23 protein-coding genes are annotated in these 23,395 nt (G+C 44.7%); 7 read left to right on the forward strand and 16 right to left on the reverse strand.

Annotated elements, in window-relative coordinates; all coding sequences use genetic code 11:
• Positions 1 to 27: 27 nt before the first annotated feature.
• Both ICN36_RS03225 and ICN36_RS03230 read right to left on the reverse strand, forming a co-directional pair.
• Positions 28 to 762 (reverse strand): PolC-type DNA polymerase III, encoded by a 735-nt coding sequence (locus ICN36_RS03225; RefSeq protein WP_216226976.1) that lies wholly within the window; start codon positions 760 to 762, stop codon positions 28 to 30.
• Positions 763 to 858: 96 nt separating this feature from the next.
• Entirely contained in the window at positions 859 to 1,779 is a 921-nt protein-coding gene (locus ICN36_RS03230) for a tetratricopeptide repeat protein (RefSeq protein ID WP_216226977.1), read from the reverse strand.
• A 91-nt stretch (positions 1,780 to 1,870) separates the two neighbouring features.
• On the opposite strand from ICN36_RS03230, the gene ICN36_RS12110 reads away from it, so the two are divergent.
• Positions 1,871 to 2,098, forward strand: coding sequence for a helix-turn-helix transcriptional regulator (locus ICN36_RS12110; RefSeq protein ID WP_216226978.1), 228 nt, complete (start codon positions 1,871 to 1,873; stop codon positions 2,096 to 2,098).
• A gap of 13 nt (positions 2,099 to 2,111) precedes the next feature.
• Here the strand turns inward: ICN36_RS12110 and ICN36_RS03240 are convergent, their stop codons facing one another.
• The 12 genes from ICN36_RS03240 to ICN36_RS03295 all read right to left on the reverse strand — a co-directional run bounded on the left by ICN36_RS03240 (position 2,112) and on the right by ICN36_RS03295 (position 15,027).
• A complete protein-coding gene (locus ICN36_RS03240) occupies positions 2,112 to 3,404 on the reverse strand; it encodes a terminase large subunit domain-containing protein (protein WP_216226979.1) in 1,293 nt (430 codons plus the stop codon).
• Positions 3,397 to 3,903: a DUF5681 domain-containing protein gene (locus ICN36_RS03245; RefSeq protein ID WP_216226980.1), complete on the reverse strand. Its 507-nt coding sequence runs from the start codon at positions 3,901 to 3,903 to the stop codon at positions 3,397 to 3,399. Before ICN36_RS03245 ends, ICN36_RS03240 begins: the two co-directional genes overlap by 8 nt.
• A gap of 82 nt (positions 3,904 to 3,985) precedes the next feature.
• The gene (locus ICN36_RS03250) at positions 3,986 to 4,309 is read right to left on the reverse strand and encodes a hypothetical protein (protein ID WP_216226981.1); all 324 of its coding nucleotides are present in this window, start codon (positions 4,307 to 4,309) and stop codon (positions 3,986 to 3,988) included.
• A 235-nt stretch (positions 4,310 to 4,544) separates the two neighbouring features.
• Positions 4,545 to 6,698, reverse strand: coding sequence for an ATP-binding protein (locus tag ICN36_RS03255; RefSeq protein ID WP_216226982.1), 2,154 nt, complete (start codon positions 6,696 to 6,698; stop codon positions 4,545 to 4,547).
• Between the two features lie 92 nt (positions 6,699 to 6,790).
• Positions 6,791 to 7,033, reverse strand: coding sequence for a hypothetical protein (locus ICN36_RS03260; protein ID WP_216226983.1), 243 nt, complete (start codon positions 7,031 to 7,033; stop codon positions 6,791 to 6,793).
• 154 nt (positions 7,034 to 7,187) lie between these two features.
• A complete protein-coding gene (locus ICN36_RS03265) occupies positions 7,188 to 7,598 on the reverse strand; it encodes a hypothetical protein (protein ID WP_216226984.1) in 411 nt (136 codons plus the stop codon).
• Between the two features lie 90 nt (positions 7,599 to 7,688).
• A complete protein-coding gene (locus tag ICN36_RS03270) occupies positions 7,689 to 9,032 on the reverse strand; it encodes a tyrosine-type recombinase/integrase (RefSeq protein WP_216226985.1) in 1,344 nt (447 codons plus the stop codon).
• 317 nt (positions 9,033 to 9,349) lie between these two features.
• Positions 9,350 to 9,721: a glycine zipper family protein gene (locus ICN36_RS03275; protein ID WP_216226986.1), complete on the reverse strand. Its 372-nt coding sequence runs from the start codon at positions 9,719 to 9,721 to the stop codon at positions 9,350 to 9,352.
• Between the two features lie 22 nt (positions 9,722 to 9,743).
• Positions 9,744 to 12,224 (reverse strand): DNA internalization-related competence protein ComEC/Rec2, encoded by a 2,481-nt coding sequence (locus ICN36_RS03280; protein WP_255531219.1) that lies wholly within the window; start codon positions 12,222 to 12,224, stop codon positions 9,744 to 9,746.
• Positions 12,225 to 12,228: 4 nt separating this feature from the next.
• Positions 12,229 to 13,065 carry a TatD family hydrolase gene (locus ICN36_RS03285; RefSeq protein ID WP_216227141.1) on the reverse strand — a complete coding sequence of 279 codons (837 nt, stop codon included), beginning with the start codon at positions 13,063 to 13,065 and terminating at the stop codon, positions 12,229 to 12,231.
• An 11-nt stretch (positions 13,066 to 13,076) separates the two neighbouring features.
• Entirely contained in the window at positions 13,077 to 13,772 is a 696-nt protein-coding gene (locus tag ICN36_RS03290) for an ABC transporter ATP-binding protein (protein WP_216226987.1), read from the reverse strand.
• On the reverse strand, positions 13,765 to 15,027 hold the full coding sequence (locus ICN36_RS03295) for a lipoprotein-releasing ABC transporter permease subunit (RefSeq protein WP_216226988.1): 1,263 nt from the start codon (positions 15,025 to 15,027) through the stop codon (positions 13,765 to 13,767). Before ICN36_RS03295 ends, ICN36_RS03290 begins: the two co-directional genes overlap by 8 nt.
• Before the next feature lie 67 nt (positions 15,028 to 15,094).
• Between ICN36_RS03295 and ICN36_RS03300 the strand changes: the two genes are divergently transcribed.
• From ICN36_RS03300 to lysS, 4 genes are all read left to right on the forward strand, one after another.
• The gene (locus tag ICN36_RS03300; RefSeq protein WP_255531220.1) at positions 15,095 to 16,054 is read left to right on the forward strand and encodes a hypothetical protein; all 960 of its coding nucleotides are present in this window, start codon (positions 15,095 to 15,097) and stop codon (positions 16,052 to 16,054) included.
• A gap of 18 nt (positions 16,055 to 16,072) precedes the next feature.
• On the forward strand, positions 16,073 to 17,833 hold the full coding sequence (recJ, locus tag ICN36_RS03305; protein WP_216226990.1) for a single-stranded-DNA-specific exonuclease RecJ: 1,761 nt from the start codon (positions 16,073 to 16,075) through the stop codon (positions 17,831 to 17,833).
• A 34-nt stretch (positions 17,834 to 17,867) separates the two neighbouring features.
• A protein-coding gene (gene prfB / locus ICN36_RS03310) for a peptide chain release factor 2 (RefSeq protein WP_216226991.1) occupies positions 17,868 to 18,972 on the forward strand; the annotation gives its coding sequence in 2 pieces (ribosomal slippage) (positions 17,868 to 17,939 and positions 17,941 to 18,972; 1,104 coding nt in all).
• A gap of 12 nt (positions 18,973 to 18,984) precedes the next feature.
• A complete protein-coding gene (lysS, locus tag ICN36_RS03315) occupies positions 18,985 to 20,529 on the forward strand; it encodes a lysine--tRNA ligase (RefSeq protein WP_216226992.1) in 1,545 nt (514 codons plus the stop codon).
• A gap of 71 nt (positions 20,530 to 20,600) precedes the next feature.
• Here lysS and cysK read toward each other — a convergent pair whose 3' ends face one another.
• Both cysK and ICN36_RS03325 read right to left on the reverse strand, forming a co-directional pair.
• On the reverse strand, positions 20,601 to 21,572 hold the full coding sequence (cysK, locus tag ICN36_RS03320; protein WP_216226993.1) for a cysteine synthase A: 972 nt from the start codon (positions 21,570 to 21,572) through the stop codon (positions 20,601 to 20,603).
• A 106-nt stretch (positions 21,573 to 21,678) separates the two neighbouring features.
• On the reverse strand, positions 21,679 to 22,164 hold the full coding sequence (locus tag ICN36_RS03325) for a disulfide bond formation protein B (protein WP_216226994.1): 486 nt from the start codon (positions 22,162 to 22,164) through the stop codon (positions 21,679 to 21,681).
• Between the two features lie 168 nt (positions 22,165 to 22,332).
• Between ICN36_RS03325 and ICN36_RS03330 the strand changes: the two genes are divergently transcribed.
• Complete coding sequence (locus tag ICN36_RS03330) at positions 22,333 to 23,109, forward strand: ferredoxin--NADP reductase (protein ID WP_216226995.1); 777 nt, start codon at positions 22,333 to 22,335, stop codon at positions 23,107 to 23,109.
• Between the two features lie 109 nt (positions 23,110 to 23,218).
• Positions 23,219 to 23,383 carry a hypothetical protein gene (locus ICN36_RS03335; protein ID WP_215360502.1) on the forward strand — a complete coding sequence of 55 codons (165 nt, stop codon included), beginning with the start codon at positions 23,219 to 23,221 and terminating at the stop codon, positions 23,381 to 23,383.
• The last annotated feature ends 12 nt before the right edge of the window (positions 23,384 to 23,395 follow it).

Genomic DNA, 23,395 nt, shown 5'->3' on the forward strand with positions numbered 1-23,395 from the left:
TGAATAACCTAATCATAACTCACCGCCTTAAAGATGGATGCGAGAAATAACATTAACTAGCACAATCAAAATAATGATTGAAGCTATCCTATTCTTTCCAATCCAATCAGCAATAAATGAATAAATTTTATATATCGGCTCTAACTCGAAGGGCATTTCGTTTTTTTGTGATGATGTCTTTGAATACTTCTTGCCGTGAGTAATGGTTTTCTCAACATGCAAACAATTAACATAAACATGCATCGTCATAAGACAGTCGTTTAATGATCTATGCGCCCCATTGGTATCGATCCCAAAGGCTTTAGCGATAGTTACTAGTTTGTAGTTTTGAACACCTCTAAGCTTTTTCCTTGCCAACTCTAGAGCGCATTCTGTTCTGAACCAGCTAGGCAATTCAACTTTAGCTCGTCTGGAGCAAGTGCGAATGAACTTCTCGTCAAACTCTGCGTTATAGGCAATTAGGTTTCTACCATCAACGAACTTAAAAAAATCTTTAAGTGCAACATCTAAGGGGTCACCATTTGCAACCATGCTGTCAGTAATTGATGTAATTTTTGTAATTTCAGCAGGAATTGGCTCGTCCTGTTTTACAAAAACCTGAAATGTATCTACCTGCCCAGTTTTTAGGTAATCGACCTTAGAAAAACGGATTGCGCCAATTTCAAGAATGGTTGAATTACTCGGCAATAGCCCCGTAGTTTCTAGATCGAATACAACAAACTCATCGGGCACTTTATCCCAGTTAATAGCTTGCTTAGGCATTTAAAGTAATTCCAATATGACTATCTATTGACATCTTACCCCCCCCCTTTAGATGATCAAACCTTTTTCATGCGATTCAATTACTATCAAAATCAACTAATTTCTAATTCTTATATAGCCATACTGCCCCGCAGATTTCTGATAAATGATTGCTCCAGTTTTCGAATTTCTAATCTTGATATTTAGAATCATGTTTTCATCAGCATTTTGAGCATTAATTACAAAATCTTTGTGAAGTTTTATGACTAAGCCTTCATTAGTATATGAGCCTGCGCTTAATAAATTAAAAGCGGTATACATCTGATAGTCTTGACCACTTCTCACCTCAAGCTGCGTTCCGCCAAGGCGATCAGAGAAACAGGCTTCCGGCATGGATGGTGTAGTGCCAAAGATTAAACAAGAAACGACAGCTTCATAAGGGTAGATATCTGGGTTTTTTGTGGGTGAAAGAATTTCCTTTATGGGATCAACTGACGAACTACTGGTTTTTCTTTGAGAAGATTCTCTTTCCAACTCAATCAAAGCATCTTTGGCATCTTTCTCCCCATGCTTAACTGCAGCATTCAATAATTTTTTTGCTTCCTCCAGGTTCTTTCGAGTTCCCAGCCCATCCCAATACATTAAACCCAGCAAAAACTCACCTCTGGGATCTCCTTGAGCCGCAGCCATCTTGAACCACTTCAACGCCTGAGGGTAATCTTTTTTCTGATCATATTCGCCCTTCGAATAGATTTGTCCCAAATTTACTTGTGCACTAACAAAACCATTTTCGCCAGCCATCTTGAGCCATTTAATTCCCTGCGAGTAATCTCTTGAAACTCCTAAACCATTCATGTAAAAGGCAGCTAAATTATTCATTGCACCAGCGTTGCCTTGATCTGCTGCCAATTTAAAAAATTTATAGGCTTCAGAGTAATTCCCAGATTTGTATGCTGCTGAGCCATCATCTATTGGCGCAGCAATAGATATAGCACTCAGTAGTAAATATAGAAAAGTGGCTGATATGGCTTTATTCATCTTTTTTCTTTAGGGTGGTAATTAATTCGCACTATAGTGCGAAGACTTATATTAGCCCAAACCGAACAATCCCCCATTACTTGGGGAAAAAATGGAAGCATCAAGTGCATTTGGACTGGCAATAAGAAAACTCAGAATTGCCAAGGGGTTAACCCAAGAGGAGCTAGGGTTTGAATCAGAGCTAACTAGGGCTTACATCAGCTCAATCGAACTAGATCAAAAATTGCCCTCGATCACTACCATTGCAAAACTAGCCAAAGCTTTTAACTTGAGCTTGTCAGAATTAATGCAATACGTTGATAAGGAGATCAAGAGATAGCAGATCTATCAAATTAGAAATAGTCCCCCGTTCCACAAGCCAATATGGCTGCATAAGTTAGCGTATCCAAAAGGTCATCACTTCTAGTATGGCTAGCCTTATCTGCAATACGAAAATTCATTATTTGAGATAGCAAATGATTCTTGTAGCTACCTTTGTTATCAATCATTTTGTTATAGGCATACTGGCTTATTTTGATTTGTCCACCTGCTACATAAGGAGATGCCGCCATAGCTCGGTCATCTTTACCTAAGGCAGTTATATGACTAGGAATTGCTTTAGTTTCTACTCCAGTTCGAATTGATTGCCCCAGCAATACAGTCCCGCTCCCCTTATCTTCGACAAAAATTCCCAAATTACCCCATTTCGCTTTGTGCTCACGAATGCATTCTTCTAATCTTGCTTGCACCTCAGGTAAGTAATCAATTAACAGTGACCCATGAATTTGTCGAATATCGTAATCAACGATAAATACTTTTTGGGGTTGTAAGTGCGTGGGTGGTTGATAGGCGCAATATAAGACTGCTGTTGAATCATGGCTCACCGAAGCCTTTAATGCAGTATCAATTACTGCAAACATTCCACCAAACATTTCAGGCAATAGCTCTGGGATACCGCCCTCACCAAGAAAATATTCCAATGGAAAAAAGGTCGCTGAATTCATATTTAAGAATTCCGCTTGATATTCCTGCAACCAGATTAGTGGCAAAGTGCGCCTTTTAATCAGATCAAGCTCATCTTTAGGTAAATAGGGATTGCTACTACTGGGGGCTTTAAAGACTGTCCAGTAGGTATCGGCATCGTTGCAAATCCGATTAAAGAAATTCTCATCACTAATGCCATTAGGCGTAGAGCAAGCCATAGCACTACCCGCATAATCAGTGAGGGTTGGTCTTATTGCCGTACTCCATTGAAATTCGAAGTTGTCCTTGGCAAAAGCGATCTCGTCTAAATAGATTTCGTGAAACTTCTCGCCCCGCCCTGCTGTTTCATTCTCAAGGCTAAAGAACTTAATTCGCCCACCTGTATCGGGCAATCGAATAATGCCCTCGGTCTTATTGGCTTCGATCTTGATCTCATTCAAAAGTAAGACGATGGTTTGCCATATCTCACTAATCATTCGATATTGGGGCACGAATACGCCTATGCTCTTTCCATTAACTGCACCCTTGCATACAAGGTTGGTAATGAGGGCAGATTTTCCAGCCCTGCGACCTAGGCAAACTGCTTTAAATCGTGCTGGATGATCCGCAATTCTTCTTTGCGCTGGATGAAGGCTAGGCAGATTTACTCTTGGGTTAACCATTGTCTTGTTCTTCTTTTGGCTCTTTAACTTCCAAGGTCATGTCGGGATCAACTAATGAGCCCATATTGAGTTCAATAACCTTCGTGCCACCGATTGAGTTGTCTTTCAATGTATTAGAAAGAACGGCAGTCTTAGCTAAGTCGCTCGCTAGCTCGGTTGATAGTTCGCCACGGGTTACGGCATTAAGAGCGTATTCAACCTTATCGGCAATGCTTAGGTCTTCGGGAATATCAAGATCAATATAGGATTCGGCTCTCTTATTGGGGAAGCCCTTTTCCATTAATAACTTGATGGCTAATAGATCGCCCGTTAAAGCCTGTTCAATCAATAGATCAAGAATGGCAGGTAGGTTTTGATTGAGCTTTTTCCTAAGCTCACCTTGAATTCCCGCACCCTTCTTCTTGCCAGCAGGATTACCACTCTGTCCTTTTTGGAAAAGGTGCTTTCCTCTGCTTTTTTTCTGCTCTTGCAGATCATTAGGTTTTTTGTCTTCACTCATAGCGATGCACTCGTATTGGTTAAGTCTGTGCATCACTCCAGACCTATCCATTTTGGGGGTTATTGATATAGCTGTCAAAAAATTAGTCCCTAGACTTATCTTCCATATACAAAGCCAGCGCACTAAAGTCAGTCATAAAGCTATCAAGATTCTCAAATTGCCGACCATTCCAAGTGATCGTGCCGTCATAGTTGTAAATAGCAATTCGGATCGTGCCCAAGTCTGTTCGCTGATACCCTGCAATTAAGGGGGTGATCGTAGTTTCCTCACCATCAACTTCAGCCCGCCATGCAATGATGGGTTCTTCGACTTGCTCAAATTGGGGCTTGCCGTCTTTATCTAAGCCTTGGTAGATTGCTACTAGTGCCAGCCTTTCGACATTGATCGGGATATAGGTTATTGCCATGATGTATTGCTCCTTTTTGTAAATAATTCTTTAGCCATCGAGTGTGTTTAATTCTTGGGAAGTTAGATAAGTCAAAAAATGATTTGGTGCACCCTGCAAACGGATAGTTAGGAAAGTATGGAAACTATGGAAAGTTTGGGAAGTTTGGGAAGTTCCCTTTCTATATGGCTCAACGGGTCGATGGTTAGGTAGAAAATGCCATGCACCAAAATGAAACTTTCCAACTTTCCACTTTTCACCCCCCACCAACTTTTTTAAGGATTTCACTCAAATAGCCGTCAGCCATCAGCCCATATCTGCATCCGTGAGTAGGTACTTTCAAGGTTAGCCATTTAGGATTTTTGCTTCTACCCTCGACATATCTGTTGAGAACTGTTTGCAGTCTTCTTCTAGTAATGCCGTCATCCTTTCCTAGCTGATAAAGTTCGGATACTGTCTTAGAAGTAGTTTTGATTTGTTCTTGAACGAACTCGATAATGCTTTCGTCTTCCTTGTATTGCTGTTGCTCATGGGCGATGGATAAGGTATCGACATAACCATCGAGAACAGACACTTCCCCGTCTGCTGAGATAGAAAAGCTCATGTTGTCCACCTTAGCCCGAACCTTATCGGCTTCGGTTGATACGGTCATCGTTCCGTCTTCGTTCTTAACGGGAATGAAGTAGATCAACTCATCGACATCGTTCCGTAGATCTCCCGTGCCTTCAAAGATAGGTTTGCCATCGGCATCGTTGTATTTATTGGTATGGGCTAGGCAAACAATGGTCATGCCCTTGGATGTCAAAGCCCGCAAAATATTATTGAACTCTTTTGCCTTACTCTTTTGCATCAAGTCCGCAAACTTCTTTAAGGTATCGAGCACTAGAACGGTCTTAGAGTAGTCAGCATCCAGCTGTTGGCTCATACCTTTTAGGCTTGCAATCACCTTCTCGGCTGATCCGTTGGTTAAGTCAGGATTGAGCAAGGTATAGCCGTTGTCGTGTGCGTGCTCTGCATAGGTCTTTAAATCCGATGCCGAAGCATCCGCATTGATATAAAGCACTCGATAGCCTGACTTAGCTAACTCTGCGCTTACATAAACCATGATCGTGGTCTTGCCACCGTTAGCCTTGGCACAAAAGACAATAAAGTGCCCCGCTACTATCAGCTTGCTATAAATGAATTTGGCATCGTCTAATTTCTCAACGGTTTCTTTAGTCACTTCCATGGTCATTAAGTCCAAAAAGGGGTCGTTTGTGTTTTCAAGTGGGATGAGCTCGCCCGTTACTGGATCAATCGATGGGCTAAACTGGGCGAGAGAGTTTGAGAGCATGCCTAAGCCGTTGTTTTCTCGTTCTTGTATATAAGATCTTTGGCAAGCCTTGTTAAAAGATTCACCGCCCACCTTGAGCCAGTTATCGCCAGCATCCTTTAGGGCATCCGATGTGTTACCACCGTGATAAATCAAAGTGAAGGCAGAGAAGGCATCGTGAGCACCATTGGATTCATTAGCCGTATAGAGTGGGTCATTAGGACTGAGTGAATACACTCGCCCACCCTTTACCGATGCAGAGAAAGAACCCGATTCAGAATGAGGATGTCGAAAGTTATTGCCATGCTGTGAGTAACCAGCCCCCAGTAATATGTCCTCAACTTCAAAGCATCGATTGAACTGCACTATCAAGCTCTTACAACTGGTATCGCTAGAAGCCTGTAACGCTTCTCTACGCTTCTTTGCTTCCTCTTGCTTGGCTTTGGCTGTTTGCTCTGCCTTAATGCGCTCTGTTCGCTTTAAATCGATTTCTAAAGCCCAATGCTCTAGCGGATCGAAGTCGTTTAAATCTCTAACAGAGATACTTTTATAAAACTCACCACGGTTAGGCAAATAGAAAAGCTGTCCCGCTTCTAAAACTCTTGGGTCTGATTCAATCCCATGCTTATTAAATAAGTCCACCATGAGCCCTTGGCAAATCAGATATTGCTCACCCGTCAATGGCTTAGCCAAGAAAATAATTAGTCGGGCTTTCTGCCTATCTTGCGTTGCGCTCTTGGTTGTATAGAGTTCGACATTGCAATGAAGTTCGCTTGCAACAATGCTCGCTAAGTTCTCTAAGGTTGTCGGGTTATTGTCAAAGTCATTAACCATCGCCTGAAACGAACCATTCTTTTCTTGCTCGGCAAATACTCGGCTTTTCAAGCTTGAAGCAATCATCCATTGGGCGAGTGACTTAGGCTCATTGGCTGGGTTATCAACCATCGCTTCGATGTCTTGTCTGCTGAGTAACTCGTAAGGGGTGAGCCGTTTCGATGGCTTAGCTGGGTCTGCTTCGTTGGTATGGAATTGCCCATAACCCGATACAAATACAGGCTTAATTTGTTGCCTATTATTTAGGCAGTCGGTAGAATTCATATATGCAAATCTTTGTTTGGTGGCAACTGGATGAAGGTCTAAAGGGGGTCGATTAGTTCTAGCTAATCGGCTCTCAGCTTTTGTGGGGGCTATCAACTTCTAGCCATCAGCTTCGCGATGTCCGTCACAAAGAAATTCCACCTCCCACCAATCTTGAGTGGCTTCGCTCCATGAAAATGCCCGTATAGGCAGATATGCTTTCTTAGCGTCTGAGGTGCGTTATTGGTTACCTGAGCCGTTTCGTCTAACGGCAAAATATCTCTGCCATTAGCCGTGTGCTTTAAGCCTTCAGGTATTGCTACTTCGTTTTTATTTTGTTCGACTTCGATAATCATGGAAACACCTCATCGTTAAGATGATTCCATTAGGACAAGGGGAATTTTTCCCGACAAGAATATGTCGAGTGTTGATAAACCTATATATCAATTGACTAAGATGGCAGGATTAGATCGGGAGAAATAATCTTTTTTTAGTTTCCCGATTCCCCGATTAGTTTTTGGGTGGTTTCCAGTCATTATTCTCAGCCCACCAGCCATCCGAACCAAACGCTTCACGAATAAAATTACCTTCCGTAACTTCTTTATTCGTCTTGGTCTTGATGCTCTTAGCCTTTAGATATTTAACTACCTCTCTCGCAATGCCATTCTGGGTATAGCAATATGGTTTTTTATTGCCCTCATCCATTAGCTTTCTTGCATAAATGCGCCCTTCAATAACAAAGTCGGGCTTACCCTCTTTAGGATTGGCATTGTTATAGGAAGCAACCTTAGCAATGGCTTTGTCTAAATCATTTCTAGCCTGACCCCGCTCAAGCTCCTGACGAGCCTTTTCCAACTTCCTACTTATGATGGTTGCTCCAGCTATGAAGCGAAGAGCCTTATTTTCTGCATCTTTACTCATTTGCATTTCTTTCTAATGCGCTTTCATTTCAAAGACCTTGCCAGTCGAGTGAAAGGTTCTCGGTTTTCGCCCCGTCAGGCTAGGCAAGTTCTATTGGTTCACCACCTTTAATCCATTGTTTTCTTTAACTGGCAATGGGATGCCAGCTTCGGTTAATAGCCAATTCACATAGCCATCGTGCCACTTAGCTAATAGCTCAATGGGAATATCTAAGTAATGCTTATCTCGAATTGATTGCGGGGCGTGTCCTTGGATGCGTGCCCCTGCTCCATCGGGTTGTTCTGCCCATATAAACAAGGAAGCAAAAGACCTTCTTAATCCATGAATGGATAAGTGAGGAATACCAGCCAAGGCGATGGCTTGGTTATGCGCTATCCGTGGTTCGGTAATGTAGCCGTCTTTAGCTTCTAGGCTTGAGAAGACAAAAGCATTTCTCCTGGGCAATGAATCGATCAACTGCTCCATATAAAGGTTCAAGGGAATATATCGCCCCTCGGTCTTGATCTTATCCTTTAGCCATACGGTCTTAGCCTTGAAGTCCACATCCGACCACTTTAAAGCGATCAACTCGCCCCGCCTTGCGCCTGTTAGAAGAAGGCATTGCAGATAAGTGGAGATGATCTTGTTAGAACCCTTACCAACGGCATTGAACCAATCGGCAATATTGTTTCTTCGTAAGACATCGCCATCCTTCTTACTGTTCTTGCTCGGGATGATTGCAAGCAAGCCATCGTCTGCCACTACTTGAGCATTAACCACGGCTTTATAGCGAAAGTCTTTAGAGCACCAATTCCAAAAGGTTCTAAATTTCTCAAATGCTTGTCTTGCGTTATTTGGTCTTGTCTTGCGCTCATCATTCAGCCAATCTTTCAAGACTTGGGGAGTGATCTGCGCTAGCTTTAACTGCAACAATGGATAAAGCACTCCTTGAACCGTAACCTTTTTGCCCTTCTTATGAGGTATGCCACCTTGCTGGGCTAGTACGAGATGATCTTGTAGATGACGCTCGCCCCACTTCTTACCCTTAGCTAATCCCTTGAGTGGCATTAAAGACTTTTGGTGCTCGATGTAGTCATCCCATGCCTGTGCAACAGTTAGGCGTTCTCTATCCTCTTTAGCCTTCGTTTGTTCTTTTAATTTCGCCTGAGCAATTCCCTTTTCTTCTCTCTCTTGGCGAGGATCGATGCCTAGGGCAAATTTGTGCTGAAGGTCGTAGGCAAGCTCTTGAACCTTATCGAAGGGAATATCACCGATGGGGAAGCGAATCGTATTGCCGTGCAATCGCCTTTCAAAGAAGAAAGACCGCCTACCAGTTTGGGAGATTCGTAAGCCTAGCCCTCGTATATTGGTATCCCAGTAAAGGGTCTGTTGCCTACCCTCTAGGCATTTCAGGTCTTTAGTGGTCGCTAGGGTGAATTTAAAGGTGGTTTCCATGAATTTGGTCTATTTCTTACTCGTAGGCAGGTCGTAGGCAAATTCTAGCAATATTTGGGAAAATTGGGGAATATTTATAAATAACCTATAAAGCCGGTAATTATTAGGTTTAGCCTTATACTTACTGCGAAGTTGAGGTTTTATAAGGGGCTGAAATTGGTCGTTTTGTCGGGCTCATAACCCGAAGGTCGTAGGTTCAAATCCTGCCCCCGCAACCAAGAATTACGTATTAAGCCCTTGATTTTTAAGGGTTTTTTGCTTTTCTGGGGCATTAAAAAGCCTGATTTATCGGGCTTTTAAGCTATATCAGGGCAGTTTTAGTTCAGCACCTTATAGCCGCGCCCACTTAAACACCTCTTAACCACTGCCTCCTGGGCTTGATTGCCGGAAAATGCGCCGCCAGCTCCGCCGATAACAGCACCCGCTCCAGCAGCCTGCGCAATTCCTGAGCCATTACCGCCAGTAACCAATCCCAATAAACCACCTACTACCGCACCGGCACCCGCCCCTTTTGCAGCAGTAGAGCCCATACCCGATTGTTGTTGCGCATAGTTTTGGCAATCTTTGAGATCACTCTCATAGCTAGCCTCATTTACACCCTTCATATCAACCAAAGGGCGTACATTTGCTCCAGCGCATCCGACTGTTACGACGATAACCAGAGAACATAGGGCAAGTAGCTTATTCATATACAAATCCTTTTATTTGATCTCACATCATTCGATGCCATATTCGTTTTATATCATGCCTCCAAAATTGTGTCGAAGACTTTGCATTATTTTTAAACAACCAAGTCTGCGCTCCTGTTTGAGGGGTTTGATAAAAAGGAATATCCAAATTTTTATATCGTGCAGTCACATCTGGGTGTGGATGACCATATCGATTTTGATAACCATTTTGGGCAAAAGCTTGATGGGGTTCTAATCTTTTTAATAGAGCTAAAGAAGAAGATGTTTTGCTGCCATGGTGCGGGGCCATGAATATTAATTCCCTGTCACCAATTTCATTTAGCGCTTTAGCGTCTAGCCTCTCTGTAATATCAGCTTCCCCCTGCTTCTCAACATCGCCCGTTAACCAAACCGAACTTTGTTGATTCCTTACCTCAAGCACACAGCTCATTTCATTGGGCTTACCAGGATATTGATCTGCAAATACCGTTTCTGAATTAGGGTGCCAAATTACAAAATCCACTCCATCCCATGCCCAGCGCTGACCAAAGCGACAGGGGATAGCAGGAATCTTTCTTGCTTGCAAATTTTGTAGCAAAGGATTGGATTTAGGTAAGGACCCCATCATAGAATCAAATCGAATCTGCTTTAGAAGTGTTGCAGCCCCTCCTACATGATCGCTATCGCTATGACTAATCACCATCCGATCAACATGATTGATTCCTCTGCCGCGTAGATAAGGAAGAATGACTCTCTGCCCCGCATCATCTTTCTTGCCTTGAATGGGTCCAGTGTCATATAACAATCTTCTGTTAGCAGTCTCAATCAGAACTGCAGTACCTTGGCCAATATCCAAAACGTTCGCCCTAAATTCACCTTGGGAGAGATCAGCATTTCTAATGAATGTAGTTGGCCAAATAAATAAGGGGGCAGATAGAGCGATAGCCAACAATCTTCGCTTCCACGAGTCGCCAATATCACCCGGACGAATGGCATACACAATCCCCACTCCAGATAAAGCAAGCATCCACCAATCAGGCTGTCTTGACCAAATAACAGCCCAACTCCAACCAGCCATCCACTCAAGTACAACTCCCAAATACTCCATAGATGCATGGGCTGGCCATAAAAGCCATCTACCCATAAATTCCGGTAGCAAGGCTCCAACAATTGCCAGTGGTGTGACGATATAGCTGACTAATGGAATAGCAAATGCATTGGCCAATGGCGAAACAACAGAAACTTGATAAAACCAATACAAAGTAAATGGCAGCAATGCTAGCGTGACTACAGCTTGCACGCGACATGCCTCACGCAGCGCCTGGAATATGCGTAGCTTCCAATGAACTTCTAATTCTTTCCCGGTGGGAATGCCTAACAAGCCGGTGGAGTTACCCATTGCGTACAGAATGGCAGCTACCGCTCCAAAAGATAACCAAAAGCCAGGTGTATAGGCAGCCATAGGATCTATCAGCAATACAAAAGCTAGAGCCCACCACCAAATATCAAATGATCGAGGATTTCTGCCGGTCAATAAAGCAAAGGCCACGACCCCAACCATATACATGGTTCTTTGCGCGGGAATCTGAAAGCCTGCCAACCAGGCATAGATGAATGCAGTCAAGAATCCAGAGGCTGCCGCAACCTTGCCTACCGGAGCAATAAGAGGCAATGTACGTCGACGCCAGATAAACGCAGCGAGAGAGGCGCCAAAACCTGCCAACATGGTGACATGAAGTCCTGAGATTGAGATAAGGTGCCCAATACCAGTTGCATTAAATACTTGCCAATCATCTTGATTAATTGCATTTTGGTCGCCCATTACCAATGCAATCAAAACCCCTGCATACCGCGCATCGCTTGGTAGCATTGCTTGAATTTTTTGACGTAAATGCCAGCGGGCATACTCCATGCGCAACTCAAACTCTGTCCAGGCAATATCTTTATCTAGCAGCAACTCTCCAAACCTGATTGATCCACTTGCACCGAAGTCCTGCTGAAAGGACCAGCGCTCAAAATCAAAGGTATAGGGATTTAGTGATCCATAAGGACGCTTTAACTTTGCTTTGAATTTCCAGCGCTGTCCAGGAATAACTTCAGGAATTGCTTGGGGATTTCTCCAGGCAGGCTGCCAACTTAGGTAGATTCTTTTTGGTGAGTGGTTGAGGTACTTGCTTCCCACACTCATCTTATCTATCTCAAAAGCAAATTTGGCACCCGATGAACTGCTTTGTGGAAGCGCTGCTACCCTACCCTCCAAGATTAACTCCTTACCCTCTAACTCTACGGCAAGAATATTCTCCAAGCGATATTCTGCATATCGGGCATTCCATGCAAATCCCATGGTGAATAGCAAGCCAATTACCGCAAACTTTTTGAGTGGAGATTGTTGGGTAATTAAATAGGATGCAAATAAACAAGAGGTGCCAACTACGATGCATACAAACAACCAATACTCTGGCACGTGTGGCAAAAAGAGAAGGAGTGATCCCCCGGCGATAAACGCCGTAATAGCTAAGCGCAAAGATTTAAGAGGCTAAGTTAAGGCTTGGAATATCTGCGCATAATGCAGACCAGCGAGGCAATGCCTGCATAGCGTTATTGCAGACAGCAGAAGCAAACTCGGCTTCACCGACCCCTCTAACCAAGGCAAGTTCTTTTGCAATTCTCGGCAGAAAAGCAGGCTCATTAAAAGGAATGCCCTCTTCCCTGAGCCATGCAGGTGGAATATCAGGGGCATCGGTTTCAGTAACAATACTATCTAGCGGCAACTCTTTTAAGAGCCTGCGAATTTGGAGGGCTCGCTCATAAGTAGCGGCACCACCAAAGCCCAACTTAAACCCAAGTTCGATAAATTGCTCTGCCTGCTGAAAACTACCATTAAAAGCATGCGCGATACCACCAGAAATATTACGACGACGTAAGGACTTCAGAATGGCATCTTGCGAGCGCCGCACATGCATGATCACAGGTAATTGATATTTCTGCGCCAAATCCAATTGCGCATTGAAAAAGAATTCTTGCTTATGAGGATCTAAATTCTCTACAAAATAATCTAGACCAATTTCACCAACGCCAACAAATCGAGGGTCGGAAAGTGATTCAACAATATGTTTCTCAAGAATTTCGATATCACCCTCTTCAGATTGATTGATATAAAGCGGATGTATCCCGAGCGTATAGACCAGCCCAGGAATTGTTTGACTATATTGATGAGTAAGTGCTTTTACGGCAGAACAGTCTGCCGCCTTTACAGCCGGCAACAGAATTGCACTGACCTGTTGCTGAGCAGCCCTCTGAATAACTGCATCGAGCATGCCCGCAAACTCAGGAGCATCTAGATGGCAATGGGTATCGATCCACATGGGATGCCCACTCACACTGAAAACGTCTTTAGTACTCCACGCTCTAAATGCAAAATACGATCGCAACGTTTGGCGCGTACCGGATCATGCGTCACGATCACAAAGGCTGTGCCTTGATCACGAGCAATATCTAACATCAAATCAAATACTCCATCAGCAGTCTCGGTATCCAGATTACCCGTTGGCTCATCCGCTAAAACACAAGCTGGATTACCCACCAAGGCACGAGCTACAGCAACACGTTGACGCTCTCCGCCCGATAACTCTCCAGGAGTATGCAGTTCACGCGCAGATAGGCCCACTGCTTTAAGCATCTTGCTAGCACGCTCCATGGACTCGTCATTACCCAAGCCCCGAATACGCAAAGGCAATGCTACGTTTTCTGCAGCACTAAATTCATCCAAGAGATGATGGAACTGATAAATAAACCCAAGGCTGTGATTGCGAAGCTGATCTAATTTTTTGACTGATAAATTGTTCAAATTGGAGCCGGCCAAAATGACAGAACCAGTACTGGGGCTATCCAAACCACCCAATAGGTGCAGCAAAGTACTTTTGCCAGACCCTGAAGAACCAACAATAGCCACCTTCTCTGATGGGAATACATCTAAATCGATGTCCTTAAGCACCTCAACTGCAGTAGGCCCTTGACCATAAGTCTTGGCCAAACCTCTGGCCTTGAGAACTAACTGATCTAAATTACTCATAACGAAGAGCCTCCGCAGGCTGTACTTTTGCAGCACGACGACTTGGGTAAAGTGTAGCCAACACCGAAAGGCCAAAAGCCATTAAGCCTACTGTCAGCACATCACTTGCTCTGACATCTGAAGGTAACTCACTGATGAAATACACCTCACGCGGCAAGAACTGCACTCGGAAGATGGCCTCAATTACCGGCACGATGACATCAATGTTTAGCGCAATCAATAAACCTAGGGCAACACCAATCAAGGAGCCCAGAAGTCCAATCGCCAATCCTTGAATTAAAAATATTCTCTGAATTAATCCAGGGCTTGCACCCATGGTTCTCAGTATTGCAATATCAGCTTGTTTCTCATTGACCGTCATTACTAAGGTAGAGACTAAGTTGAATGCAGCCACAGCAATAATCAAAGTCAGAATGATGAACATCATTTTTCTTTCAGTCTGTACTGCTGCAAACCAATTGCGGTTTGATCTTGACCAGTCAGTAACCCAAAGCGCCTGAGGAACAATACCCGCTAACTCATTAGCGATCTCAGGGGCCCGTTGCATATCATCTACTTTGACACGAAGACCAGACGGATCACGCAAGCGCAATAAGGCGGCAGCGTCTTGCCAGTGCATGATGGCTAATGAGCTGTCGTATTCATAATGGCCACTGTCAACGATACCCACCACCTGCAAAGTTCGCATACGCGGCATTGCACCTGCCGGAGTTAAATCACTTTCAGGAACAATTAAATTAATGCGATCACCAACGTGTGCGCCAACCATCGCTGCAAGTTGTGCACCTAGAGCAACACCAAAACTTCCTGGCTTGAGATCATCAATATTGCCCGCAACAAATTGTTTTGGTAAATCCGAAACCTTACCTTCTTCACTCGGCAAGATGCCCCGAATAGCTACGCCACGCATCATGCCCTCACGAGTCAACAATCCTTGTGAGCTCACCATCGGCGCCACCCCGACAACGTGAGGTTGAGCTGCAACCTTCAGGGCCAGAGGCTCCCAATTTGCCAAGCCGTCAGGCGCAGTGATTTCTACATGTGACAACACCGACAACATGCGGTCGCGCACTTCTTTCTGGAAACCATTCATCACCGATAAAACCACAATCAACGAAGCAACACCTAAAGCGATGCCAGCGGTCGAAATCCCAGAGATAAAGGATAGGAAGCCATCGCGCCTCCCTACCGTCTTACGACGCTTGGATCGGGTGTAGCGTAGGCCAATTTCTAGCTCTATAGGAAGTCTCAACATAACTACAGTTTAGTGAATCGCACGGACAAACGGATGGAATATCTAAATGCCACCTAAAATCAGGGAAATGACTGCAAATTCCACCCCCTCCAAAGCTGCGCTGAGACGCTTTACCCTGATGCTTTCTGGGGAAGATGTCTTAGATGAGCTTGATAGCAGAGTTGGCCCAAGCCAAGGACTGCCTCATGAGCAGTTTTTACTTGGAGAATTAGTCCCCCTAGCTCCCGTTTTACTGCTTGGACAGTCCACTCAATACGTTGATCCTGCGCAAGTTATTGCCTGCCTTCAACCAGTTCATCTGCATGCCACACGAGATCACCTTATTTTGATGGGGCAAAACCAGATCGATCTGACAGCAGAAGAATCCAATCAACTGCTCAAGGCAGCCCTACCTTTTATTGAAGAGGATTTTCAAGGCTCCGTACTTTTTCATGATCGGCATTATTGGTTTGTTCCTGCCGGCCCATTTTCAAGCTTAGCAACTTACAGCGTAGACCAAGCACATGGACGCAATATTGACTGGTGGATGCCGAGAGATACCGACAAAGATGGTATCGCTAAGCTTTGGCGCAAACTCCAAAATGAAATTCAGATGCTCTGGCATATTGGTCCGGTTAATGAGGAGCGCGAACAACGCGGCATGCCCAGCATTAATTCAATCTGGATAAGCGGTATTGGTAAGCTCCAAGACGTACAAATACCTGCAGTATTAAATCAATCTCAGCGCCTGATAGGCGCCCACCCCTTAATGACTGGCCTAGCCAAGCTTTTAAGCATCCCGCATCAAATAGATTTGGATGAGAATAATCTGGCTGGAGTCTTCGCCTGGCTTGAACAACCAAAGTTGGTATGGTCACAATTAAGTGCAGCACTACACGACAAGCAATTGGATGAATTAGTCATCATTGACTTTCCAAAAGGAAAGGTTCGCGAACGCGTCTTTGTTGCTAAAGACCTCAATAAAAAATCATGGGCATTCTGGAAAAAGTCAGAGCCGCTTACTTGGAAAGAAATTAGTCAGGCATGAGTTACGCATGAATTTTGTATGAGTTTATTTTCTCAACGCCCCTTCTCGGAACGCACTGCTACCTGGTTAGCGCAGAGCGGTTTACATCCGCTACTGGCTAGACTCTATGCAGCTCGAGGCCTGCAATCCCCTGAAGAGCTTTCTCTTGATTTAAAGCAACTGCTTTCACCAGTTGAGCTGAAGAATTGCATCAGTACCGCCTCTTTACTTGCAGATATCCTTGAGAAAAATGAGCCGATGCTCATCGTTGCAGACTATGACTGCGATGGCGCCACAGCTTGCGCTGTAGGCCTTCGAGGCTTACGAATGCTGGGTGGTCCGCAAACTCCGGTTCAGTTTCTGGTTCCCAATCGCTTTACGATGGGATATGGCCTTACGCCTGAAGTTGTGGAATTAGCCGCACAACAAAATCCGAAACCTAAATACCTCATCACCGTGGACAACGGTATTGCTAGCGAAGCCGGTGTTGATCGCGCCCGTGAGCTAGGCATGGAAGTTATTGTGACTGACCACCATCTTCCTGGAGACCATTTACCCAAAGCACTAGCCATCGTAAATCCCAACCAACCTGGTTGCGGCTTTCCGAGCAAAGCACTTGCTGGTGTTGGCGTGATGTTTTATATGCTAGTTGCATTGCGTGCAGAACTTCGTAAGCGTGGAAAATTTACTAATGAGACTCAGCCCAAAGTAGAGAATCTTCTCGATCTAGTGGCTTTAGGAACTGTTGCTGACGTAGCGCAGCTCGATCGCAATAATCGAGTGCTAGTTTCTAATGGTCTAAAGCGTATTCGTGCTGGGATATCACAGCCAGGCATTCAGGCACTATTTCAAGCTGCAAACCGCGACCCACGCAAAGCCAATACCTTTGATCTAGGCTTTGCTATCGGCCCTAGACTCAATGCTGCTGGTCGTCTAGCAGATATGACCTTGGGCATTCGTTTGCTTATTTCAGATAGCACCGACGAAGCCACGACTTTGGCCCATGAACTTGATCGCATCAATCGCGAACGACGTGTGATTGAAACTGGCATGCAAGAAACTGCTCTCTCCCATCTTGCCGAAGATCAACTTGCAGGCACTATGTCTGAGCGCAATAGCATTTGTATGTGGAACCCAGAGTGGCATCAAGGTGTTGTTGGTATTGTTGCCTCCCGCCTGAAAGAACGATTCAATCGACCCGCAATTGTGTTTGCCCCAGCCGATGGCAGTACCGGTGAAGAGTTACGTGGTTCAGGTCGCTCACTTACCGGCTTTCATCTAAGGGATGCGCTAGATCTGGTTTCAAAGCGTGAGCCTGGACTCATTTTGAAATTTGGTGGCCATGCAATGGCTGCAGGATTAACCATTCGGAAAAGTGATTTTGAGAAGTTTGATACCTGCTTTCAGAAGGTGGCATCTGACTTGCTGACTGATGAGTTACTAGAACGTCGCCATGCTCATGATGGCGCCTTGGAGCTCTCTGAATTTACCCCCGAAATCGGCGACTTACTCGCTGAAGAGATTTGGGGCCAAGGCTTCCCTCAGCCGGTTTTCTATGGAGAATTTGAGATTGCCCAGCAAAGCCTCATGAAAGAAAAGCATTTACGACTGATGGTTCGCCCCATTGGAAGCTCTGAAATCAAGGCAACTGACAAACCAATTACCGCCGTTTGGTTCAACCGCACGCAAAGCCTGCCGGCTAAAGCTAAATTAGCCTACCGCCTAGTTACCGACCGCTATCAGGGACAGGCCCGCATCCAACTCATGATTGAAGCCCATGATGAGGCAGCCACCCCCTGAGGGTAGAGCGCAATAACCCCCTTATAATTAGGGGATGGAAGCTGAACAACTAAATACTATTTCGAATACCTTGTCCGATCTGCTCACCCGTGAGCAAGCTCTTCGGGGGTATCTTTGACTTCGACGTAAAGTCACGTCGCCTTACCGAAGTTAATTCAATTCTGGAAGATCCCACCATCTGGGATGATCAAAAGAAAGCACAAGCGCTGGGCAAAGAAAAGAAATTGCTCGATGGCGTAGTTGCCACCCTTACCGATCTCAATACCAACATCACTAGCGCTCTTGAGCTGTTTGACATGGCCAAGGAAGAAAGTGATTTTGAAACCATCGGTGCTATTGAGCAAGATGTTGAAAACTACAGCAAGATTATCGGTGACCTAGAATTCCGCCGCATGTTTCATAACGAGATGGATTCATGTAATTGTTTTATCGATATTCAAGCTGGTGCAGGTGGTACTGAAGCCTGTGACTGGGCCAGCATGCTCTATCGCCAATATCTCAAGTATTGCGAACGCAAGGGTTACAAAACTGAAATTCTAGAAGAGTCCGATGGCGATGTCGCAGGCATTAAGAGCGCCACCATCAAAGTCGATGGTGAATACGCTTATGGCCATCTGCGTTCAGAAACAGGAGTGCATCGCTTGGTGCGCAAATCTCCTTTTGACTCCTCTAATGGTCGCCATACTTCGTTTGCCTCTATTTATGTTTATCCAGAAATTGACGACTCCATTGAGATTGACGTCAATCCTGCTGACATTCGTACCGATACCTACCGCGCCTCTGGCGCCGGTGGTCAGCACATTAACAAAACCGACTCGGCTGTCCGTTTAACCCATATCCCAACTGGGATAGTGGTGCAATGTCAGAACGACCGAAGTCAACACCGTAACCGTGCTGAAGCGATGAGCATGCTCAAGTCTCGCCTTTACGAGCATGAGATGCAAAAGCGCCGCGCTGAGCAAGACAAATTAGAAGCTAGCAAGACGGATGTAGGTTGGGGTCATCAGATCCGTTCCTATGTTTTGGATCAAAGCCGCATTAAAGACTTACGCACTAACGTCGAAATCTCTAATACCCAAAAAGTACTAGATGGAGATTTGGATGCCTTTATTGAAGCCAGCCTGAAGCAAGGCGTTTAATTAATCACGAATATGAACGATAAAACGAATTTACCCCCTGTCACCGAAGCAGTTGATGAAAATCACATCATTGCAGAGCGCCGTGAAAAGCTTGCCAAACTTCGCGCTGGTGGCGTTGCATTTCCGAATGACTTTGTTCCCACTCATTTAGCAGCTGACCTCCATACTCACTATGACAGCTTAACTAAAGAAGAGTTGGCCGAGAAGAAGGTTCATGTCAAAGTTGCTGGCCGCATGGTGCTTAAGCGCGTGATGGGTAAGGCAAGCTTTGCCACCATTCAAGATCGCAGTGGTCAAATTCAGTTCTATATCAATGATGAGCTAAGTGGCGCTGATGTCCATGGCGCCTTCAAGCATTGGGATATGGGTGATTTCATCTCCGCTGAAGGCAATCTCTTTAAAACTAATAAAGGTGAATTGTCTGTTGAGTGCAGTAATTTACGCCTGCTCAGCAAATCATTACGTCCATTGCCTGACAAGTTCCACGGCTTATCAGATCTTGAGACTAAATATCGCCAGCGTTATGTAGACCTCATTGTTAATCCAGAAAGTCGCAATACTTTTAAGGCGCGTAGCAATGCTATTGCTTCATTACGCCGCCATATGTTGGATGCTGACTTTATGGAAGTAGAGACGCCGATGCTCCACCCAATCCCAGGTGGTGCAGCAGCCAAACCATTTATTACCCATCACAATGCACTCGACATGCAAATGTTCTTGCGTATCGCACCTGAGCTTTACCTCAAGCGTTTAGTCGTTGGTGGTTTTGAGCGTGTCTTTGAAATTAACCGTAACTTCCGCAACGAAGGTGTGAGCCCACGGCACAATCCAGAATTCACCATGATGGAGTTCTATGCGGCCTATACAGACTATCGTTGGTTAATGGATTTCACAGAAGGTTTAATTCGTGCGGCAGCAATGGATGCACAAGGTACTGCTGTATTAACTCACCAAGGTCGTGAGCTTGATCTGAGCAAGCCATTTCAACGCTTGACCATTACTGAGGCCATCCTCAAGCACTGTGGTCAGTCTGGCAAGATTTATGAAGCAGCCCAACTTAAAGATATCGACTTCATTCGCACAGAATTAAAAAAAGGTGGCGAGAATCCAGATGCCCCTACTCTCAAGAATGCAGGTATCGGCGCACTTCAACTTGCACTCTTTGAATTAGTGGCCGAAGAGCACCTTTGGGAGCCAACTTACATCATTGACTACCCAATTGAAGTAAGCCCACTTGCAAGAGAATCCGATACCCGACCAGGCATTACTGAGCGCTTTGAGCTCTTTATTACTGGCCGTGAAATTGCTAACGGATTCTCAGAGTTAAACGATGCCGAAGATCAAGCTAATCGCTTCCGCAAGCAAGTAGAGCAAAAAGAAGCGGGTGACGAAGAGGCGATGTACTTTGATCATGACTTTATCCGCGCCCTCGAGTACGGCATGCCCCCAACTGGTGGTTGCGGTATTGGTATCGATCGTTTGGTGATGTTGCTGACTGATGCGCCAAATATTCGTGATGTGATTCTGTTCCCGCACTTACGTCGTGAAGAAGAGTAATCATTCCCGAAATAAACAAAAGGCACCCTAGGGTGCCTTTTTTATTACCAATCAAGGTAGTCAGTATTGCGTTACGCCGGTAAACCTTTTTCATCAAATACGCCCTCAAATAATGGAGAGCTTAAATAACGTTCAGCAGTATCAGGCAGTACAACCACAATCGTTTTTCCTGCGTATTCAGGCTTTTTGGCCAAACGAACAGCTACTGCAGCTGCAGCGCCACAGGAGATACCTACCAAAATGCCTTCTTCTTTCGCAATACGACGAGCAAATTCAATAGCTTCTTCATTGGAGACTTGCTCTACCTTATCCACTACTGACAAATCTAGGTTATCTGGAATAAATCCAGCGCCAATACCCTGAATCTTATGGGGTGCCGGTTTAATTTCCTCACCATTTAACTTCTGTGTAATCACTGGGCTTGTAGTTGGCTCTACTGCTACCACTTCAATATTTTTCTTTTTAGTATTTTTGATGTAACGACCTACGCCAGTAATCGTTCCGCCAGTACCAACACCAGCAACGAACACATCAATCTTGCCTTCGGTGTCTTCCCAAATTTCTGGGCCAGTCGTCTTCTCATGAATTGCAGGATTCGATGGATTGCTAAATTGCTGCAGTAAGACATATTTAGAGTCAGATGCCGCAATTTCTTTAGCCTTAGCAACAGCGCCATTCATACCTTTTGGACCTTCAGTTAAAACAATTTTCGCACCTAAGGCAGTGAGCAATTTGCGACGCTCCATACTCATCGTTTCTGGCATGGTAAGCGTCAAAGGAATACCGCGCGCTGCTGCCACGAAGGCCAAAGCAATACCAGTATTGCCACTAGTAGGCTCCACAAGTTCTTTGCTAGGACCGAGAAGGCCTTTTTCTTGAGCATCGTTAATCATGGCAACACCTATACGGCACTTAACGGAGTAGGCAGGATTACGACCTTCAATCTTCGCAAGAACAGTCGCTTTAGCGCCATCCGTTACGCGATTCAGTCGAACTAAAGGGGTCTTGCCAATAGTTTGTGAGTTATCTGTGAAGTAAGTCATCAGTATTCCTTATTCCAAAAAATGGGTTTGATAGTGATCTTATGGGTTAAAGCAAGGCTTGTAAAAGATTGGATAGTTATTGGTTAAGTACCAAAAATTCTATGGATCATTCAGTAGGAGATTTTCTGAAGAAAGTGATAAGTAGAACGAGCAGCAATACTGTGAACCAAACTAAAGACCATTCGGGAACTTGCAATCCTAAAATGGCAGGTAGTTTCGCCGAACACAATCCATCCGCTTTGAATAGCCAGGGCAGATTATTGGCCAACCGAAACTGATTAATCCAAGTCTCTAAAGGGTCAATTCCACAAGACTCACTGGGATGAGATAAGAGCAAAACATGGTGACCAGCTACTGCCGCCCCATACCCGGCAGCCAAAATAGCGAAGCCATGAAATAGTTTTCTGAATGGTGAAATGCCGGCAGCCAAAAGACAGAAAAGAGCGATTCCAAGATAACCTACTCTTTGCAAAATACATAAAGGGCATGGCAGAAAACTAACGCCTTGGTACCCCATTTGCTGCAAGATGACGGCAAATAGCACTAGGCTCAAACTGAAAATGGATAGGAATAGGTACTGGGATCTTTTCATCACTAGATGATAGCCAATAGACGGGCAAGCCCCTATAAACCGGGGCTATATTACTAAAAGTCCGATCTATATCACTACAGAGTCCTAATTTTTCGAGTTTTGGCATCAATTTAGAGCTTCAAGAATGGGATAATCATTGTTTTGCTATCTTCTAATTCATACGCATTTATGGCCGCATACAACACCGAAACCGTTCTGTCAGTTCACCACTGGAATGACACTCTTTTCAGCTTTACTACCACCCGCAATAAGGGCTTGCGCTTTCGTAGCGGTCACTTTTTGATGATTGGTCTTGAGGTTGAAGGCAAACCCTTGGTGCGCGCCTATAGCGTTGCCAGTCCAAACTATGAAGAGCATCTCGAGTTCTTGAGCATTAAAGTTCAAGACGGTCCTTTGACTTCACGTTTACAGAAGATTCAAGTTGGCGACCCAATTCTTGTCAGCGAGAAGTCTGTAGGCACTCTAGTGTTAGATGACTTAAATCCGGGCAAGCATCTGTACTTGTTCAGCACCGGGACTGGCCTTGCACCGTTCATGAGCATCATTCGCGATCCAGAAACCTATGAGAAATTTGAGAAGGTTGTTCTCATTCATGGAGTGCGCTTAGTAAGCGAGTTGGCTTATGAGGACTACATTAAAAATGAGCTCACTCAAGATGAATACTTGGGCGAACTGATTCGCGAAAAACTGATCTACTACCCAACCGTGACACGTGAAGCTTTCAAGCATACGGGTCGCCTCACTACTGCAATTGAAACTGGTCAACTTTTCAAAGATATTGGTCTTCCGCCGCTCGATCCAGCAGTAGATCGCGCCATGATTTGCGGTAGCCCCTCCATGCTCAAAGAAACCTCTGAGATGCTCGATGCCAAAGGCTTTAAGGTCTCTCCAAGCCTTGGCCAATTGGGCGACTACGTCTTTGAACGTGCTTTCGTAGAGAAGTAAGGTAAATTCTTTATACCTAAAAGTAATTTAGATATCGCTATATATTCCTTGTGGATATATAGAGCCCTTGGTAAATTCTTCTTAACAAGATATTTACCAAGGAATTTCGATGTCACCCGTACGTGAACATTACAACCCTGTTATCACCCAACTATTACGCGAACATGACCGCCTCCCCCATGAGAAGGTAGCTGAGCGCAAAAGTTTTCAACGTCAAATTCTGTTCCTCATGAATGCCATCAAGCTCGAAGAGTTTGAACAGTCTTTTGCTTAGGCAAAAAAGGAA

The sequence above is a fragment of the Polynucleobacter sp. UK-Gri1-W3 genome (assembly GCF_018881595.1).
In the GTDB taxonomy this organism is placed as follows: Bacteria; Pseudomonadota; Gammaproteobacteria; order Burkholderiales; family Burkholderiaceae; genus Polynucleobacter.